16 protein-coding genes are annotated in these 17,126 nt (G+C 39.5%); 1 reads left to right on the top strand and 15 read right to left on the bottom strand.

Annotation, left to right across the window (positions count from 1 at the left end):
- Positions 1 to 23: 23 nt before the first annotated feature.
- From rplW to MKY07_RS19175, 9 genes are all read right to left on the bottom strand, one after another.
- Entirely contained in the window at positions 24 to 308 is a 285-nt protein-coding gene (gene rplW / locus MKY07_RS19135; protein WP_008406966.1) for a 50S ribosomal protein L23, read from the bottom strand.
- On the bottom strand, positions 308 to 931 hold the full coding sequence (gene rplD / locus MKY07_RS19140; protein WP_008406968.1) for a 50S ribosomal protein L4: 624 nt from the start codon (positions 929 to 931) through the stop codon (positions 308 to 310). The genes rplW and rplD overlap by 1 nt, the downstream gene beginning before the upstream one ends.
- A gap of 27 nt (positions 932 to 958) precedes the next feature.
- Positions 959 to 1,588 carry a 50S ribosomal protein L3 gene (gene rplC / locus MKY07_RS19145; protein WP_008406969.1) on the bottom strand — a complete coding sequence of 210 codons (630 nt, stop codon included), beginning with the start codon at positions 1,586 to 1,588 and terminating at the stop codon, positions 959 to 961.
- Positions 1,589 to 1,639: 51 nt separating this feature from the next.
- The gene (gene rpsJ / locus MKY07_RS19150) at positions 1,640 to 1,948 is read right to left on the bottom strand and encodes a 30S ribosomal protein S10 (protein WP_008406970.1); all 309 of its coding nucleotides are present in this window, start codon (positions 1,946 to 1,948) and stop codon (positions 1,640 to 1,642) included.
- Positions 1,949 to 2,308: 360 nt separating this feature from the next.
- Entirely contained in the window at positions 2,309 to 3,628 is a 1,320-nt protein-coding gene (locus MKY07_RS19155) for a Na+/H+ antiporter NhaC family protein (RefSeq protein ID WP_339263366.1), read from the bottom strand.
- Between the two features lie 125 nt (positions 3,629 to 3,753).
- The gene (locus tag MKY07_RS19160) at positions 3,754 to 5,739 is read right to left on the bottom strand and encodes an ABC transporter permease (RefSeq protein WP_339263367.1); all 1,986 of its coding nucleotides are present in this window, start codon (positions 5,737 to 5,739) and stop codon (positions 3,754 to 3,756) included.
- The gene (locus tag MKY07_RS19165) at positions 5,729 to 6,490 is read right to left on the bottom strand and encodes an ABC transporter ATP-binding protein (RefSeq protein ID WP_339263368.1); all 762 of its coding nucleotides are present in this window, start codon (positions 6,488 to 6,490) and stop codon (positions 5,729 to 5,731) included. Before MKY07_RS19165 ends, MKY07_RS19160 begins: the two co-directional genes overlap by 11 nt.
- Before the next feature lie 96 nt (positions 6,491 to 6,586).
- On the bottom strand, positions 6,587 to 7,558 hold the full coding sequence (locus MKY07_RS19170; RefSeq protein WP_065217674.1) for a sensor histidine kinase: 972 nt from the start codon (positions 7,556 to 7,558) through the stop codon (positions 6,587 to 6,589).
- Positions 7,555 to 8,235 carry a response regulator transcription factor gene (locus MKY07_RS19175; protein ID WP_339263369.1) on the bottom strand — a complete coding sequence of 227 codons (681 nt, stop codon included), beginning with the start codon at positions 8,233 to 8,235 and terminating at the stop codon, positions 7,555 to 7,557. Before MKY07_RS19175 ends, MKY07_RS19170 begins: the two co-directional genes overlap by 4 nt.
- A gap of 116 nt (positions 8,236 to 8,351) precedes the next feature.
- Here MKY07_RS19175 and MKY07_RS19180 point away from each other — a divergent pair, with 116 nt between their 5' ends.
- Positions 8,352 to 9,239: a LysR family transcriptional regulator gene (locus MKY07_RS19180; protein WP_065217676.1), complete on the top strand. Its 888-nt coding sequence runs from the start codon at positions 8,352 to 8,354 to the stop codon at positions 9,237 to 9,239.
- 38 nt (positions 9,240 to 9,277) lie between these two features.
- On the opposite strand, the gene MKY07_RS19185 is transcribed toward MKY07_RS19180, so the two are convergent.
- The 6 genes from MKY07_RS19185 to rpsL all read right to left on the bottom strand — a co-directional run bounded on the left by MKY07_RS19185 (position 9,278) and on the right by rpsL (position 17,039).
- A complete protein-coding gene (locus MKY07_RS19185) occupies positions 9,278 to 10,099 on the bottom strand; it encodes a methyl-accepting chemotaxis protein (RefSeq protein ID WP_339263371.1) in 822 nt (273 codons plus the stop codon).
- 146 nt (positions 10,100 to 10,245) lie between these two features.
- Positions 10,246 to 12,426 carry a malate synthase G gene (locus MKY07_RS19190; RefSeq protein ID WP_339263372.1) on the bottom strand — a complete coding sequence of 727 codons (2,181 nt, stop codon included), beginning with the start codon at positions 12,424 to 12,426 and terminating at the stop codon, positions 10,246 to 10,248.
- A gap of 199 nt (positions 12,427 to 12,625) precedes the next feature.
- Entirely contained in the window at positions 12,626 to 13,813 is a 1,188-nt protein-coding gene (gene tuf, locus MKY07_RS19195; RefSeq protein WP_008406980.1) for an elongation factor Tu, read from the bottom strand.
- A gap of 134 nt (positions 13,814 to 13,947) precedes the next feature.
- Complete coding sequence (fusA, locus tag MKY07_RS19200; RefSeq protein WP_008406981.1) at positions 13,948 to 16,026, bottom strand: elongation factor G; 2,079 nt, start codon at positions 16,024 to 16,026, stop codon at positions 13,948 to 13,950.
- A gap of 81 nt (positions 16,027 to 16,107) precedes the next feature.
- On the bottom strand, positions 16,108 to 16,578 hold the full coding sequence (gene rpsG, locus MKY07_RS19205) for a 30S ribosomal protein S7 (protein WP_008406982.1): 471 nt from the start codon (positions 16,576 to 16,578) through the stop codon (positions 16,108 to 16,110).
- Positions 16,579 to 16,619: 41 nt separating this feature from the next.
- Positions 16,620 to 17,039 (bottom strand): 30S ribosomal protein S12, encoded by a 420-nt coding sequence (gene rpsL / locus MKY07_RS19210; protein ID WP_008406983.1) that lies wholly within the window; start codon positions 17,037 to 17,039, stop codon positions 16,620 to 16,622.
- Positions 17,040 to 17,126 lie beyond the last annotated feature (87 nt).

A 17,126-nucleotide genomic window follows, 5' to 3' on the forward strand; every position in this document is an offset into this window, starting at 1 on the left:
AGGTTACTTATATAAATTTGAAATTAGATTTCGAATAACTCGATTTCTTTTGAATCAGCAGTTAATTTAACAATCGCTTTACGACGTTTGTTAGTGTATCCACCGAATTTACCAACGCGTTTGAACTTACCTTTGTAGTTCATTACGTTTACTTTCTCAACTTTAACACCGAAGATTTCTTCAACAGCGTCTTTAACTTGAGTTTTGTTAGCGCGAGTGTCTACTTCGAAAGTATACTTTTTCTCTGCCATAATTTCTGAAGAACGCTCAGTAATGACCGGACGTTTTAAGATATCACGTGCTTCCATTATCCAAGCACCTCCTCAACTTTTTTTACAGCATCTTGAGTGAATACAACTTTATCGTGACCTAATAGATCTAATACGTTGATTCCTTCAGCTGTTAACACTGTAACACCAGGGATGTTACGAGCAGATAAAATAGCGTTTTCGTTAACTTCAGCAGTTACGAATAATGCTTTTTTGCTGATTTCTAAAGCAGCTAATACTGATTTGAAATCTTTTGTTTTTGGTGCATCAAATGATAATGCATCAAGTACTACTAAGTTTTGCTCTAATACTTTTGCAGATAAAGCAGACTTAATCGCTAAGCGACGAACTTTCTTAGGTAGTTTGTAAGAGTAGCTACGTGGAGTAGGACCGAATACAACACCACCGCCACGCCATTGTGGAGAGCGGATCGAACCTTGACGAGCACGACCAGTTCCTTTTTGACGCCATGGCTTACGACCACCACCAGCAACTGCAGAACGGTTTTTAACTTTGTGATTACCTTGACGTAAAGAAGCACGTTGTGCAACTACAGCGTCGAATAATACAGCTTCGTTTGGCTCGATTCCGAAAATCGCATCGTTTAATTCGATTTCACCAACTGAAGCACCTGTTTGACTAAGTACTGAAACCTTTGTCATTCCTGTTTCCTCCTTTCTTTAAGAGAATTATTTTGATTTAATAGCAGTTTTAACTGTTACTAATGCTTTTTTAGAACCAGGAACATTACCTTTAACAAGTAGTAAGTTGCGCTCTACATCAACCTTAACGATTTCAAGGTTTTGAATAGTAACAACTGTGCCACCCATTTGACCAGGTAATTTCTTTTGTTTGAATACGCGGTTCGGAGCAACTGGACCCATTGAACCAGGACGACGGTGGTAACGAGAACCGTGAGACATAGGGCCGCGAGATTGACCATGACGTTTAATAACACCTTGGAAACCTTTACCTTTTGTTACACCTGTTACATCAATTACATCGCCTTCAGCGAAAATTTCAACCTTGACTTCTTGACCAACTTCGTAAGTCGCAGCTTCTAAGTTGCGGAACTCACGGATGAAGCGCTTAGGAGCAGTATTTGCTTTTGCTACGTGACCTTGTTCAGGTTTGTTTGAAAGCTTAACGCGCTTATCTTCAAAACCTAATTGGATCGCTTCGTAGCCATCAGTTTCAACAGATTTCTTTTGTAAAACTACGTTTGGAGTAGCTTCGATTACTGTTACTGGGATAAGATCTCCGTTTTCAGCGAAAACTTGAGTCATACCAATTTTTCTACCTAAGATTCCTTTAGTCATTTGTCACACCTCCTGTAAATTTTAAGAAAAAGTTTATATTTGTTTTTACCATTAAAGTTTGATTTCGATATCAACGCCAGATGGTAAATCAAGCTTCATTAACGCATCAACAGTTTGTGGTGTCGGGTTAACGATGTCGATAAGACGTTTATGTGTGCGCATTTCAAATTGCTCACGAGAATCTTTGTACTTATGAACCGCACGTAAGATCGTGTATACAGATCTTTCAGTTGGTAGTGGGATCGGACCCGATACTCCAGCACCTGAACGTTTCGCAGTTTCAACGATTTTCTCAGCAGATTGATCAAGGATACGGTGATCATATGCTTTTAAACGAATACGAATTTTTTGTTTTGCCATTACTTTCCCTCCTTCTCGCCTATTTTCTAGACATTCTCCACGAAAATTTCTCCTACACACCGCCATGGCAAAGCGGCCGGGTGTGTCGGCAACCTCTCGCTTCATCGCAGTCAAAGACCAACATTCAACATTATATACAATAAAAAAGAAGTTCGCAAGTCTTTTAGCAAAATTCTTTTCATAATGTTTTATTCTTTATAAATAGGTTCGCTCTTTTTGAGCCGTTTTCTAGTATATAAGTTTATGACGGTGAAAGCAACTGAAAAGGGAGTAATATGCTTTAAATATATTATTCTGAAAACAATTGCTACAGAAAATGAAAAAATCGTCGCTTTCTCTTTGCTGAAAGCGACGACTATATTATAGGAAGAAAACGACTGCAATCCAGCCGAAAATAATCTGTGGAATATTATAGAAGAGAAATGTCGGTACACAAGTATCCCAAATATGGTTGTGCTGTCCATCGACATTTAATCCTGCTGTCGGTCCTAATGTAGAATCGGATGCCGGTGAGCCAGCATCACCAAGTACACCGGCTGTTCCGATTAAACAGATGATCGCTAATTCGCTTAGTCCCAGTTCCATTGCAATTGGAACAAAGATTGCTGCAATGATTGGAATTGTTGCAAATGAAGAACCAATTCCCATTGTGACGATTAAACCGACAATTAACATAATTAAAACTGCAATACTTACATTCCCGTTAAAAATATCCATTGCACCGGATACTAATAACTCAACATCTCCTGTCGCATTAATGACAGCAGAGAACCCGTTTGCTGAAATCATAACGAAACCGACAAACGCCATCATACGCATTCCATCCGATAGGACTGCATCTGCTTCTTTTACTTTTAGCGTCCCTGTTATATACAAAATTATAATACCGGCAATTGATCCGACAATCATTGAATCTGTCATTACTTGTACTGCTATAGAAGTAACTAGTGCTACTGCAGCGAATATGATGTGCAGTTTATTTACTTCTTTATTTAAGTCATTCGTTGTTTCCATTTCAATGTTTTTGTATTGTCTTGGTTTACGATAGGCGATAAAGGCACCTACAAGCCCTACAGCCATCCCTAACGCTACTATAGCCATCGCCTTTGGAACATCTCCCAAAGTAACGTCTAACCCTGCTAAGGCCATTTGATCGACTATAATCCCCTGATAGATCAAACCAAACCCTGCAGGAATGAACATATACGGCATTACTAACCCGAATGTTAGAATACTTGCGATTAAACGGCGGTCAATTTGCAGCATGTTCATAATTTTAATCATCGGCGGTACGATTAAAGGAATAAATGCAATATGCACCGGAATCAGGTTTTGCGACATGATCGCCATTGCCAGCAGCACTAAGAAGATTAACGCTTTGGCAGCACCTTTCTTTTGAGTATCGCCTTCACTCTGTACAATTTTTAAAATCGCTTTCACTAGTACTTCAGGTATACCAGTACGTGAGATTGCAAGTGCAAATCCACCAAGCAGTGCATAGCTTAGCGCAATTGTTGCACCACCGCCAAGACCGTCGACAAAGGCCTTGATTGTTTCTGTTATATTTAATCCGCCAGCAAGGCCACCAATAATCGCCCCGACCGTCAGAGATAAAACGACATTTATACGTAGTAGGCTTAAAATAAGCATAACCCCTACCGCTATTAAAACAGCATTCATGTTGTACACTTCACTTTCGTCTGCTAAATTACTAATGTGTTAAAGTTACAAGAAAAACGAACGCGAGTCAACGGATAAAGATAAAATAAAACCGTCAAATAAGAGAAAATTGACGGTTTGAAGTATTATAAAGCCTGTTTTATAATTTTTCTGTAATAATTGATGGTTAATGCTGCAAACACGATGTACATGACAATATATAAAGCCATTGTAACAAGAAGAGGCGTAGTCAATTCTGTGCCGAATAAAAACCAGCCGGATTTTACAGCAAAGTAGCTGTGGAGTAATCCGATAAGTAATGGTACACCAAAGTTAAATAACTGCTTCTTCATTATACCGCGCGTTAGTTCCTCTTCTGTAAAGCCAATCTTACGGAGAATCTTATAGGATTCCATTTCTTCATCCGCTTCAGACATTTGTTTAAAGTATAATATACTGCCCGTTGCCAGTAAAAAGGCTAAACCTAAAAACGCGGTTGTAAAAATTGTCGTTCCATATAGATTTAAATTATATTCAACCGTTGATCGCAGTGAGCTTAATTTATTTCCCCCACGGTCTATTTCATCATCTTCAAACACTATGTTGGCACCTGTTTGTTTGTAGAGCTTTTCAGCAGCTTCATATGTTTCATCATTCGCATCAATCAGGTTAATGGATGTTTGCTCTTTTGTTAGATAGCCAATTTCATGCTCGTTGTTTAATTGCTGGATCTGGTTAAACAGATTATCTTCAACGATAACTACAAAACCGCCTCCTGTAATACGCCATGCCACAATCGAAGTATCGTTCACTTCCTTAACTTTTAGCGGAAACTGGTGCTCTTGATGCAGGAATATAAAGTCGTGTGGTGCTTCTAGCGGCAATATATTTGCCTGGAACCCGTTATAGCCTGCAATAATTGCCTCCCCCTCTGAAAGCATGACATCAGGATCGAGCTGATGGTAGTCCGAAAGCGGAATCATTAGGACATCCGCTAACGTATCGCCTTGAAGCATTTCTACTATCTCACCAGAAAAAATTTCCGCCATATCAAATTGGGCGCTCGTTAACCTAAACTTATTTTCCTCAAATGCGATTCCTTCCCGCTCCAACGCTTCAATGAATGGCTCTCCACGGCCATCTACCATTATATAGTCTGCTGGTACAGAATTTTCTGCTGTACTGCCTGCTGAGTAGTAACTAATATAGGAAAGTGTCGTAATTGCAAGCGATACCGCCGTAATGACAGTAATGAGCGTCAGTGATTTAGCATTGCCCTTCATTCGGTGCATAATTGGTGTCAGCGCCAAAACATCGTTCAGATTTAAATGCCCTTTCTTTCTTAGGCGGAACATATTTAATATGAATGCAACCGAATAGCGGAAAACAAAGTAAGTCCCGCCAATTGTCGTTGCTAAAATAATAACCATGCTTAAAAATAGGTTTGTTGTTTGCCCTGAGAATAATAACGTACTTTTATAGTAGCCATAAATAATCAACGCTAACCCGATAGCCCCCATCACCATAGGGAATACACTAAAGCGTTTCACACGCTCGTCCGCCTGCTTGGAAGCGTTAAATAACGAGAGTAATGTAGTTCTGTGAACCATAAATGCCATTTGTGCTAAAAGAACTGCGAGCAAAATACCAAATACAATTAACGTATTCACAACCGCTACTTTGCTGATACTTAATGTTACGACCGCATCAAATTTTAGTAGCTTCAGTAAAATCATCGCAAACAGACGTGAACTTAAAAAACCGAGTAAAATTCCGATGCTTACCGCACCTATAAATAGCAGGATATTTTCAAAGGCAATCAGGCGTGTCACAAGCCCTTTTGTCATGCCGACCAATTGATACAACCCAATTTCCTTGCTGCGCCGTTTAATAAATAAATGATTGGCATACAACACAAAGAACAGGACGATAAAATACAGCATATACGATGCCGCTTCAAACCCAGAAGCTGCCGTTCCGCTCGCTTTCGTCGCTTCAATGATCGATTCATTGTACTGCAATGTCACAAATGAGAAAAATAGCGTCACACTGAAAATGAGTGCGAAAAAGTATAAGTAATAGTGACGCATATTTTTTAGCATGCTTTTAAATACAAGCTGACTAAGCTTCACTCTGCTCACCGCCTAAAACACTTTGCGTATTCAAAATTTGCTGGAAAAACTCTTTGCGTGACTTATCGCCCTTATACAGTTCCGTATAAATTTGGCCGTCTTTTAAAAACAGTACACGGGAACAGAAGCTGGCGGCAATGGCATCATGGGTAACCATCATGATCGTTGTATTTTTTGCTTTATTAATTTTTGCTAAATTATCGAGCAGTGCAGTAGCCGCTTTTGAATCAAGTGCCCCTGTTGGTTCATCTGCAAATACAAGGGATGGATTCGATATTAATGCTCTTGCTGCGGATGTACGCTGCTTTTGACCACCGGAAATTTCATTCGGGTATTTCGCTAAAATATCTGCTATCCCTAAAATCGATACAAGCTCCTTTAAACGTTGCTCTGCCGCTGCCTTTGGAATCGAACTTAGCGATAACGGCAGTAGAATGTTTTCCTTCACTGTCAAAGTGTCGAGTAAATTATAGTCCTGAAAAATAAAACCTAGCTCATCCCGGCGAAATTTTGCTAATGTACGTTCCTTCATCCCTTGAAGCTTTTGCCCATTAATCTCGACAAATCCGTCTGTCACTTGATCTATGGAACAAAGTACATTTAATAACGTAGTTTTTCCGGAACCTGAAGCACCCATAATGCCGACAAATTCACCCTTTTCCACTTCTAAATCAATGCCCTTTAATACTTCTTGCGCAAGCGATCGCTTACCATATGTTTTACGAACTTTACGTGCGATTAAAATGCTCATTGTTCTCCATCCTTTCTGTTATTTTCATTCTACATGTTCGGGTCATGTGAATCGTTTGATTTACATGACAAAAACGCTCGGTAAGTGACAAGTTCGTCACATTCCAAGCGTTTTTTGGTAATCATTCATTTTTGGGAAAGCAATTTTCACAGTAGTACCTACCCCTTCTTTTGATTCGATTGCCAGAAGAATATGCAGTGATTCTGCCGCCTGTTTAGCGAGATACAGCCCCATTCCTGTTGCAGCACTCGTTTCACGACCAATTGTTCCCGTGTAGGATTTGCGGAATACACGCGGCAAATCTTCACTCTTTATACCGATTCCCTCATCTTGAATGATGAGAACAGCTTGCTCGTTCGTCATATGAGCGGTTATTCTAACTTCTCCCCCGACATCACTATACTTTACCGCATTCGATAAAATTTGCCGTACGATAAAACCTAGCCACTTTGTATCTGAGTGTACAGTCAGATCGTCCACTTCCAGGTCGAAGGCAATTTTCTTTTCAAAACACCAGGTGCGCAGTGCTTTAATTTCTTGAATAAGTACATCTTTTACGTGTACTTTTTCAATTCGGTTATCAAGCTCGATCGTCATAAGACGTGTTGCATGAAGCTGCTGGTCTAATAATAAATAAAGACGCAGCCATTCATTTTCAATGCGTTCCTTTACTTCACTTTTCTCTACTTTTTCCAGCAACAGCTGCATTGCGGTTAATGGAGACTTCATTTCATGTACCCATGCTAAAAGCTCGTCCTGCCGTTCTAATACAATTTGCTTCTGTTCCTGTACTTTTGCATTCTTATTAGCCAACTGCTCTTTATAATCTTCATGAATAACATCAAAGTAGTTCCCTTTAAACTTCACATACGGCTTCATCAATTTCCTGTCTTTCACATAACGTAAACTGAAATAACCGGCAACGAGTGTAAACCAAATGATGTTTAAATAGAGTAGCGAAACATCGTGGAAGCCTTTATCTAGAAATAGTATTAGATTCAACAACAGCTGAAGAATGATGACAAACAGCATCATAGAAATATATTGTCTTATAAACAAGCGGATCATGCATCCACCGCCAAATAGCCAAGGCCTTTTTTCGTCATAATCACATTGATAAGACCAATATCCTCTAATCGTTGGCGTAAACGATTTACATTGACCGTTAATGTATTGTCATTTACGAAGCGTTCATCATCCCATAATTTACGCATTAGTTCATCACGGGAAACGATCTGTCCTTTCGCCTTTACGAGCACCTTTAAAATAAACAGCTCGTTTTTCGTTAACTCTATCTGCTGATCTTTAAAATGAACAATCGCGCGGTCATAATGAATTTCAACTCCATTCCATTTTTCAATATCACTTTGCTGTGCTTCCTGATAATTATAAGCGCGTCGGAGCAATGCTTGTACTTTTGCGATTAATACTTCCGTATGGAAAGGTTTTTGCACAAAGTCATCTGCTCCCATTTGCATCGCCATGATCATATCCATCGGGTGATCGCGTGAGGAAAGAAATAAAATAGGGACATTCGATATTGCCCTTATTTCACGACACCAATGGAAGCCATCAAATGCTGGCAGCTGAATATCAATAATAACAAGCTGAGGTTCTTCTTCTTTAAACGTCACCATTATATGTTGAAAGTCTTCTGGTCCGATTACTTGTATATTCCACTGTGCTAATCGTTCGCCTATCAGTTCAAAAATGGAGACATCATCTTCTATTAATAACACCTTCAAAGAACATCACTCCTTCTATTTACTCCCATTATACAAAAAACTAACAGTCCAACACTTCCAAACTTTGCTATAATCAATTCAATTACAGGAATTAGAGAAGAGGTGGGGAAAGAAAAATGGATTTACGCCAAATCGAATATTTTGTTGAAGTGGCAAAGCATTTAAGTTTTACGAAAGCGGCAGCTACTTTGCATGTGTCACAGCCATCAATTAGTAAAGCAATTCAAAACTTTGAGTCGGAACTGGGTGTCCCGTTATTTTACCGGTCATCCAAACAGCTTGAACTAACAGATGCCGGTCATGCCGTTCTTGTGAATTCAATGCAAGTACTTGAATCATTTCAAAATTTACGTTCCGAGTTAACGGACTTAATGCAATTAAAAAAGGGACAAATCCGTATCGGCATTCCACCAATCGTTGGGGCCGAGTTTTTTTCGAAATTAATCAGCTATTATAAAGAGCTTAATCCATATATCGAAATTTTATTAACGGAAGTCGGAACGAAACGCATACGCCACGAAATTGAAGCAGGCGAACTGGATGTTGGGTTAGTATGCAGTGTAACTTCCTCGAATGAATCTTTGGAAACAATACGATTTTTAAAAGACCCTTTAGTGTTAATCGTACATGAAAGCCATCCATTGGCAAAGAAGGAGTCAATCCAGCTAAGTGACTTAGCGAGTGAAACTTTTATTATTTATCGGAAAGACTTTATTTTATATGATCGCATTATCGAGGAGTGTTCCAAACACGGGTTTTTCCCTACGATTGCCTGTGAAACGACCCAGAAAGATTTATTTATCGAAATGGTTCAGGCAAAATTGGGGATTGCACTACTTCCAGAAAAGCTTGCCGAGAAAATTCCTTACACTTCGATTAAATGCATCCCTTTTCAGGAAGAAGCCATTTTTCTTGAACTGGGGGTTACGTGGAAGAAAAATAAATACTTGTCTTTTGCAGTACGGGAATTTATTAAACTTGCCCGTGAATTTGTTTCCCAATAAATAAGTTGCCTAGAAAATTTGAATCTCTAGGCAACCATTTATAATTTATTTGCATATTCATTTAACTGCTCAGACATTGTTTGAATTTCATTCACAAAGTCGGAAACTTGTTGAATAGATTCGCTTTGTGATGTTCCAATAGTGGAGATTTGAGCAATAGAGTTCGTAATGTTTTGTGTAGCCTCACTAATTTGGGCCATCGTTTCTCTAATTTTCTGTGTTGATTCAACTGTTTCTTTCGAAAATCTACGGATCTCCGTCGCTACGACTTCAAAGCCTTTCCCTTTTTCACCTGCACGGGCAGCTTCGATTGCCGCATTTAATCCTAACAAATTGGTTTGGTCCGCCATACGTTTCAACAACGTTAAAATGTCGGAAGTCTGTTGAACATTCACTTCAGCCTGCTTTGATTGTTTTAATAACTCATCTGCTGATTCTTTCAATTTTGTAGAACCACCTGCAATACTGCCAATCTGCTTGTTCGCATGTGATAGAGAACCCATTATTGCTTGGGAAATTTCTATTAACTCCGAGTGCTTTCTCAATTGAACAGCAATTCCTCCGACTGTTTTACCTGTTTTATCAAATAATGGCGTAGCTGTACCGATAAATTCAAAACCATAATAATCGGCTGGTACAATGGCCTCTAAACGGCGGTTTTTATTTAATGCCATCTTTAATGGCTCTTCCGGATTTAATTGTTGCCCAACACGTATTTTCAGGTCTAAATCTTCAGCAGGGAAATAGGCTACAAACTTTTCTAAATCACATATTGCAATTGATAAGTCTGCTGGAATTGCTTCTTTCACGATCGTTATCATGGAAATTAGCGCATCTAAAGATTCTATTTTATTAAGCATGTTTAACTCTCTTCTTTCCTGTTGCTATTACAATTTCGTTACTATTATACCATTTTTACACTTAATTGATTAAATTCCCATTAATTTTAGATACTTAAACGAAAAAGACTACTATTTCAGAAGAAATAGTAGTAGCTTAGTAAATCTTATGCGTTTACTTTTTGTTTTGCTTTCGCTTCAATACGCTTTTTGTGTAAAATCGGCTCTGTGTAACCATTTGGTTGATCATAGCCTTTAAATATAAGCTCACTTGCTGCTTGGAAAGCTACAGAATCCTCGTAGTTTGCTGACATTGGTAAATATTCGGGATCGTCTGCATTTTGCTCATCTACAATTTTTGCCATACGTTTCAATGATTCCTCTACTTGTTCTTTCGTACAAATACCGTGATGCAGCCAGTTTGCAACATGCTGACTTGAAATACGCAACGTTGCGCGGTCTTCCATTAAGCCGATATTATTAATATCCGGCACTTTTGAACAGCCCACACCATGTTCCACCCAACGGACTACGTAGCCAAGGATTCCTTGTGCATTATTATCAAGCTCATGTTGAATTTCTTCACGTGTCCAATCTGTATTTGCCGCTACTGGGATTTCCAAAATCGCATCTTGTAAATCTTCCGATGACACAATACCTTTTTGAACGTCTTTTACATTTACTTCATGATAATGTGTTGCATGTAATGTTGCGGCTGTCGGCGATGGTACCCAAGCAGTATTTGCCCCTGCTTTTGGATGATTGATTTTCTGCTCAATCATCTCTGCCATTAAGTCCGGCATAGCCCACATCCCTTTTCCAATTTGTGCACGGCCTTGCAAGCCTGCATTTAACCCAACGATGACATTGGATTTTTCATAAGATGTGAGCCATGTTGATGTTTTCATTTCGCCTTTGCGAATCATTGGGCCCGCTTCCATTGATGTATGGATTTCATCTCCTGTACGATCCAGGAATCCTGTATTAATAAAGACAATACGATTCTTCACTTCACGTATACATGCTTTTAAGTTAAGTGATGTACGTCGTTCCTCATCCATAACACCAATCTTTAACGTGAATCGTTCCAATCCGATTAAATCTTCTACACGCTCAAATAGTTTATTTGCAAACGCTACTTCCTTTGAGCCGTGCATTTTTGGTTTTACAATATAGATAGAGCCTTTTTGCGAATTTTTATACGAACCATTGCCAATTACTTCATGCTTCGCTATTAAGCTCGTTACGACACCATCCATAATTCCTTCAGGCACTTCGCTGCCATCTTGATCTAAAATTGCCGGATTTGTCATTAAGTGACCTACATTGCGAATAAACATTAAAGAGCGGCCATTTAATGTTACCGTATCACCATTAACTCCCGTATATACTCGGTCAGGATTTAATGTACGTGTTACCGTTTTCGATCCTTTTGCAAAAGTTGCCGTTAAGTCGCCTTTCATTAGCCCTAACCAGTTTGCATAAACTTCCACTTTATCTTCTGCATCTACTGCTGCTACCGAGTCCTCGCAGTCCATAATTGTCGTAATAGCAGACTCTAAATAAATATCTTTTACTCCAGCTGCATCATCTTTTCCAATTGGGTGATTTCGGTCAATTTGTATTTCAATGTGCAAATCATTATTTTTCAGTAAAATCGCAGTCGGCTGTTCTGTTGTTCCTTGGTAGCCTACTAACTTTTCCGGCTCTGCCAATGTCGTCGTTTCACCATTTACGAGCGTAATTACTAATTTACTTTCTGCAATTTTATAAGTTATTGCATCTTTATGTGAAGCTGCTTTTAAAGGAGCGGCTTGATCTAAAAACTTTTTCGCATAATCGATTACTTTGTTTCCACGAATCGGATTATAACCCTTGCCTGCTTCAGTACCGTCTTCGTCACTGATGACATCTGTACCGTATAGTGCATCATAGAAACTTCCCCAACGTGCATTTGCTGCATTAATTGCATAGCGTGCATTGCTGACAGGTACTACTAATTGCGGACCTGCCTGATATGCAATTTCTGCATCTACGTTTTCTGTTTCCACTTGGAAGTCTTCTGCTTTTGGTTCTACATAACCGATTTCTTCTAAAAAAGCCTTATAGTCGGCAAATTGGAAATTCCCCTTATTTCCTTTATGCCACTCATTAATTTGTACTTGCAATGCATCACGTTGAGCAAGCAATGCTTTATTTTCAGGTGCCAACTCATGAACCAGCTTATCGAAGCCATCCCAAAATGCCGTTTGCTCTACTCCACTGTTTGGTAATACTTGCTCATTAATAAACTGAAATAATACTTCTGCTACTTGTAAGTTCCCCACTTGCACGTAATTTGTCACCATTAAATCCCCCTTTTAAATGAACGTTTCTAATAATGAATTAGAATCCCCTGTTCTTACGTTTCATTATACAAGAGTCATTATATATAAATGAAATACATATATTGAATAAACATTATGCATTTACGTTATAAAGGGCACAAAAAAAACATCTTGCAAGCGTCCCTGCAAGATGTTTTTGAAAATTAGCAATAAGCTAAAATTATTTTTGGATAGATGCTACTACGCCAGCGCCTACAGTACGGCCACCTTCGCGGATAGAGAACTTAGTACCTTCTTCTAAAGCGATTGGAGCGATTAATTCAACAGTCATTTCGATGTTGTCGCCAGGCATTACCATTTCTACGCCTTCTGGTAACATGCAGATACCAGTTACGTCAGTTGTACGGAAGTAGAACTGAGGACGGTAGTTAGAGAAGAATGGAGTGTGACGTCCACCCTCTTCTTTTGATAAAACATAAACTTCAGCTTTGAAGTTAGTGTGTGGAGTGATTGAACCTGGTTTAGCTAATACTTGACCACGTTGGATGTCTTCACGAGCAACACCACGTAATAAAGCACCGATGTTGTCACCAGCTTCAGCATAGTCTAATAATTTACGGAACATTTCTACACCAGTTACAGTAGTTTGTTTCGCTTCTTCTTCGATACCTACGATTTCAACTACGTCACCAACTTTAACTTGACCACGTTCAACACGGCCAGTTGCAACTGTACCACGACCAGTGATAGAGAATACGTCCTCTACTGGCATCATGAATGGTTTGTCAGTTTGACGTTCTGGAGTTGGGATGTAAGAATCTACAGCGTCCATTAACTCAACGATTTTTTCTTCCCATTCTGCTTCGCCTTCTAAAGCTTTTAAAGCAGAACCTTTGATTACTGGAATGTCGTCGCCTGGGAAGTCGTACTCAGATAATAAGTCACGGATTTCCATTTCAACTAATTCTAATAATTCTTCGTCGTCTACCATATCACATTTGTTCATGAATACTACTAAGTAAGGAACACCTACTTGACGAGATAAAAGGATGTGCTCACGAGTTTGTGGCATTGGACCATCAGCAGCAGATACTACTAAGATACCGCCGTCCATTTGTGCAGCACCAGTGATCATGTTTTTAACATAGTCAGCGTGTCCTGGGCAGTCAACGTGTGCATAGTGGCGAGTTTCAGTTTCATACTCTACGTGAGAAGTATTGATTGTGATACCGCGCTCTTTTTCTTCTGGAGCGTTATCGATGTCAGCGTAAGATTTAGCTGCACCACCCATTTTTTTAGAAAGAACTGTTGCGATAGCAGCAGTTAAAGTTGTTTTACCATGGTCAACGTGTCCGATTGTACCAATATTAGCATGCGTTTTAGAACGGTCAAATTTTTCTTTAGCCATTAGAAAATGCCTCCTCAGAGATATGTTTTATTTTTTAAAATTATTCTAAGATGCCGACTATAAACGGGCCCCATCTATAGTCAGTCAATCATAGCTTACAAATTATTTATACTTGATGCAAGGTGAAATTTCAATTATTCACCTTTATTTTTTTTGATGATATCTTCTGCAATTGATTTTGGTACTTCTTCATAGTGATCGAACGTCATTGAGAATACACCGCGACCTTGAGTTGCAGAACGTAAAGTTGTAGCATATCCGAACATTTCAGATAGTGGAACCATAGCACGTACTACTTGAGAGTTACCACGAGCTTCCATACCCTCTACGCGACCGCGACGAGCAGTAATGTTACCCATAATATCACCAAGGTACTCTTCTGGAATTACAACTTCTACTTTCATCATTGGCTCTAAGATAACTGGGTTACATTTTTTAGCTGCTTCTTTTAAAGCCATAGATGCAGCGATTTTGAACGCCATTTCACTTGAGTCAACGTCATGGTAAGAACCGAATACTAATTTCGCTTTGATGTCGATTAGTGGGTAACCAGCAACAACACCGCGGTCAAGAGAGTCACGTAGACCCGCTTCTACTGCAGGGATGTATTCACGAGGTACAACACCACCAACGATAGCGTTTTCGAATTCGAAACCTTTACCCTCTTCGTTTGGAGAGAACTCGATCGTTACGTCACCGTATTGACCGCGACCACCAGATTGACGAGAGAATTTACCTTGAACTTTAGCTTCGCTACGGAATGTTTCACGGTAAGATACCATTGGAGCACCCACGTTAGCTTCAACTTTAAATTCACGTTTCATACGGTCAACTAAGATATCAAGGTGAAGTTCACCCATACCAGAGATGATTGTTTGACCTGTTTCAGTGTCTGTATGTGCACGGAATGTTGGATCTTCTTCTTGTAGTTTTTGTAAAGCTTGACCCATTTTATCTTGGTCAGCTTTAGATTTTGGTTCTACAGAAAGAGAGATTACTGGCTCTGGGAAGTCCATTGACTCTAAGATAACAAGGTTTTTCTCGTCACATAGAGTATCACCTGTTGTAGTATCTTTAAGACCTACAGCAGCAGCGATATCACCAGAGTATACTTTTGCGATCTCTTCACGAGAGTTAGCGTGCATTTGTAGGATACGTCCTACACGCTCACGTTTACCTTTAGAAGAGTTTTGTACGTAAGAACCTGCTTCTAATGTACCTGAGTACACACGGAAGAATGTTAACTTACCTACGAATGGGTCTGTCATTACTTTGAATGCAAGAGCTGAGAACGGCTCTTCATCAGAAGAATGGCGGATGATTTCTTCTTCACCGTCAACGTCAGTACCTTTAATAGCTTCTACGTCAGTAGGAGCTGGAAGGTAATCAACAGCAGCATCTAACATTTTACGAACACCTTTGTGTTTGAATGCTGTACCACAAAGTACTGGGTAGAATTCTACCGCGATAGTAGCTTTACGGATTGCTGCTTTTAATTCTTCTTTAGTAATTTCTTCGCCTTCTAAGTATTTCTCCATAAGTTCTTCATCAACACTTGCAACAGCGTCGATTAATTTCTCACGGTACTCTTCAGCTTGATCCATGAATTCTGCAGGGATTTCACCTACAGTTACATCTGTACCTTCATCGTTACCGTAGAAAGTAGCGTTCATTTCGATTAAATCGATAATTCCGCGGAACTCGTCTTCAGCACCGATTGGTAATTGGATTGGGTGAGCATTAGCTTGTAAACGCTCGTGTAATGTACCTACAGAATATAGGAAGTCAGCTCCCATTTTATCCATCTTGTTGATGAATACGATACGAGGAACTCCATAAGTTGTAGCTTGACGCCATACTGTTTCAGTTTGAGGCTCAACACCTGATTGAGCATCTAATACTGTTACAGCACCATCAAGTACGCGTAAAGAACGTTCAACTTCAACAGTGAAGTCTACGTGTCCTGGAGTATCGATGATGTTGATACGGTGACCGTTCCATTGAGCTGTTGTTGCAGCAGAAGTGATCGTGATACCACGCTCTTGTTCTTGCTCCATCCAGTCCATTTGAGAACCGCCATCATGAGTTTCACCGATTTTGTGAATCTTACCAGTGTAATAAAGGATACGCTCAGTAGTTGTTGTTTTACCAGCATCAATGTGAGCCATGATCCCAATATTACGTGTATTCTCTAGAGAGAATTCGCGTTTCATAGGAAATTTCTCCTTCCATATTGGGTTAACTGTATAGATGGTAAAAATCTTAGCCCCAGCAATGCTAGAGCAAAGATCAAATTACCAACGGTAGTGAGCGAATGCTTTGTTCGCTTCTGCCATTTTGTGCATATCTTCACGTTTCTTAACTGAAGCACCAGTGTTGTTAGATGCATCTAAGATTTCGTTAGCTAAGCGCTCTTCCATCGTTTTTTCTCCACGAAGACGAGCATAGTTTACTAAATAACGTAAACCTAAAGTTGTACGACGTTCTGGACGAACTTCTACTGGCACTTGGTAGTTAGAACCACCAACACGACGAGCACGTACTTCTAATACAGGCATCACGTTGTTTAATGCAGCTTCAAATACTTCTAAAGCATTTTGACCCGAACGCTCTTGAACTAATTCGAAAGCTCCGTATAAAATCTTTTGAGAAGTACCTCTTTTACCATCAATCATCATTTTGTTGATTAAACGAGTTACTAGTTTTGAGTTATAAAGTGGATCTGGTAACACGTCACGTTTGGAAACAGGACCTTTACGAGGCATGTGTTTTCCTCCTTTCAAATCGTTGTATATTTAAACTTGAATTATTTTTTTTCTTTAGGGCGTTTAGTACCGTATTTAGAACGAGATTGTAAACGACCGTTAACACCAGCTGTATCAAGTGCACCACGAACGATGTGGTAACGTACTCCAGCTAAGTCTTTTACGCGTCCGCCACGGATAAGAACTACACTGTGCTCTTGTAAGTTGTGACCTTCACCTGGGATATACGCAGTAACCTCAAGTTGGTTAGTTAAGCGTACACGAGCGTATTTACGTAAAGCCGAGTTCGGTTTACGTGGTGTCATTGTACCTACACGAGTACAAACTCCGCGTTTTTGAGGAGACTTAACGTCAGTTAAAGATTTTTTAAATGAGTTATATCCTTTGTTTAACGCTGGAGATTTTGATTTCGTGCTTTTAGATTGACGAGGCTTACGTACTAATTGGTTAATTGTAGGCATCGATTTGTCCTCCCTTCATTTTTTCCTTGTTTCAATACCACACATCCAGGTGGTTCATTTTTTGGGTAAAAACAAAGTCTTTGTGTA

This window comes from Solibacillus sp. FSL W7-1472, from assembly GCF_037969775.1.
Lineage (GTDB): Bacteria > Bacillota > Bacilli > Bacillales_A > Planococcaceae > Solibacillus > Solibacillus silvestris.

Coding starts and splice junctions, on each gene's coding strand:
- rplW (WP_008406966.1), bottom strand. CDS start 308: ATGGAAGCACGTGATATCTTAAAACGTCCGGTCATTACTGAGCGTTCT.
- rplD (WP_008406968.1), bottom strand. CDS start 931: ATGACAAAGGTTTCAGTACTTAGTCAAACAGGTGCTTCAGTTGGTGAA.
- rplC (WP_008406969.1), bottom strand. CDS start 1,588: ATGACTAAAGGAATCTTAGGTAGAAAAATTGGTATGACTCAAGTTTTC.
- rpsJ (WP_008406970.1), bottom strand. CDS start 1,948: ATGGCAAAACAAAAAATTCGTATTCGTTTAAAAGCATATGATCACCGT.
- MKY07_RS19155 (WP_339263366.1), bottom strand. CDS start 3,628: ATGAATGCTGTTTTAATAGCGGTAGGGGTTATGCTTATTTTAAGCCTA.
- MKY07_RS19165 (WP_339263368.1), bottom strand. CDS start 6,490: ATGAGCATTTTAATCGCACGTAAAGTTCGTAAAACATATGGTAAGCGA.
- MKY07_RS19170 (WP_065217674.1), bottom strand. CDS start 7,558: ATGATCCGCTTGTTTATAAGACAATATATTTCTATGATGCTGTTTGTC.
- MKY07_RS19180 (WP_065217676.1), top strand. CDS start 8,352: ATGGATTTACGCCAAATCGAATATTTTGTTGAAGTGGCAAAGCATTTA.
- MKY07_RS19185 (WP_339263371.1), bottom strand. CDS start 10,099: ATGCTTAATAAAATAGAATCTTTAGATGCGCTAATTTCCATGATAACG.
- MKY07_RS19190 (WP_339263372.1), bottom strand. CDS start 12,426: ATGGTGACAAATTACGTGCAAGTGGGGAACTTACAAGTAGCAGAAGTA.
- tuf (WP_008406980.1), bottom strand. CDS start 13,813: ATGGCTAAAGAAAAATTTGACCGTTCTAAAACGCATGCTAATATTGGT.
- fusA (WP_008406981.1), bottom strand. CDS start 16,026: ATGAAACGCGAATTCTCTCTAGAGAATACACGTAATATTGGGATCATG.
- rpsG (WP_008406982.1), bottom strand. CDS start 16,578: ATGCCTCGTAAAGGTCCTGTTTCCAAACGTGACGTGTTACCAGATCCA.
- rpsL (WP_008406983.1), bottom strand. CDS start 17,039: ATGCCTACAATTAACCAATTAGTACGTAAGCCTCGTCAATCTAAAAGC.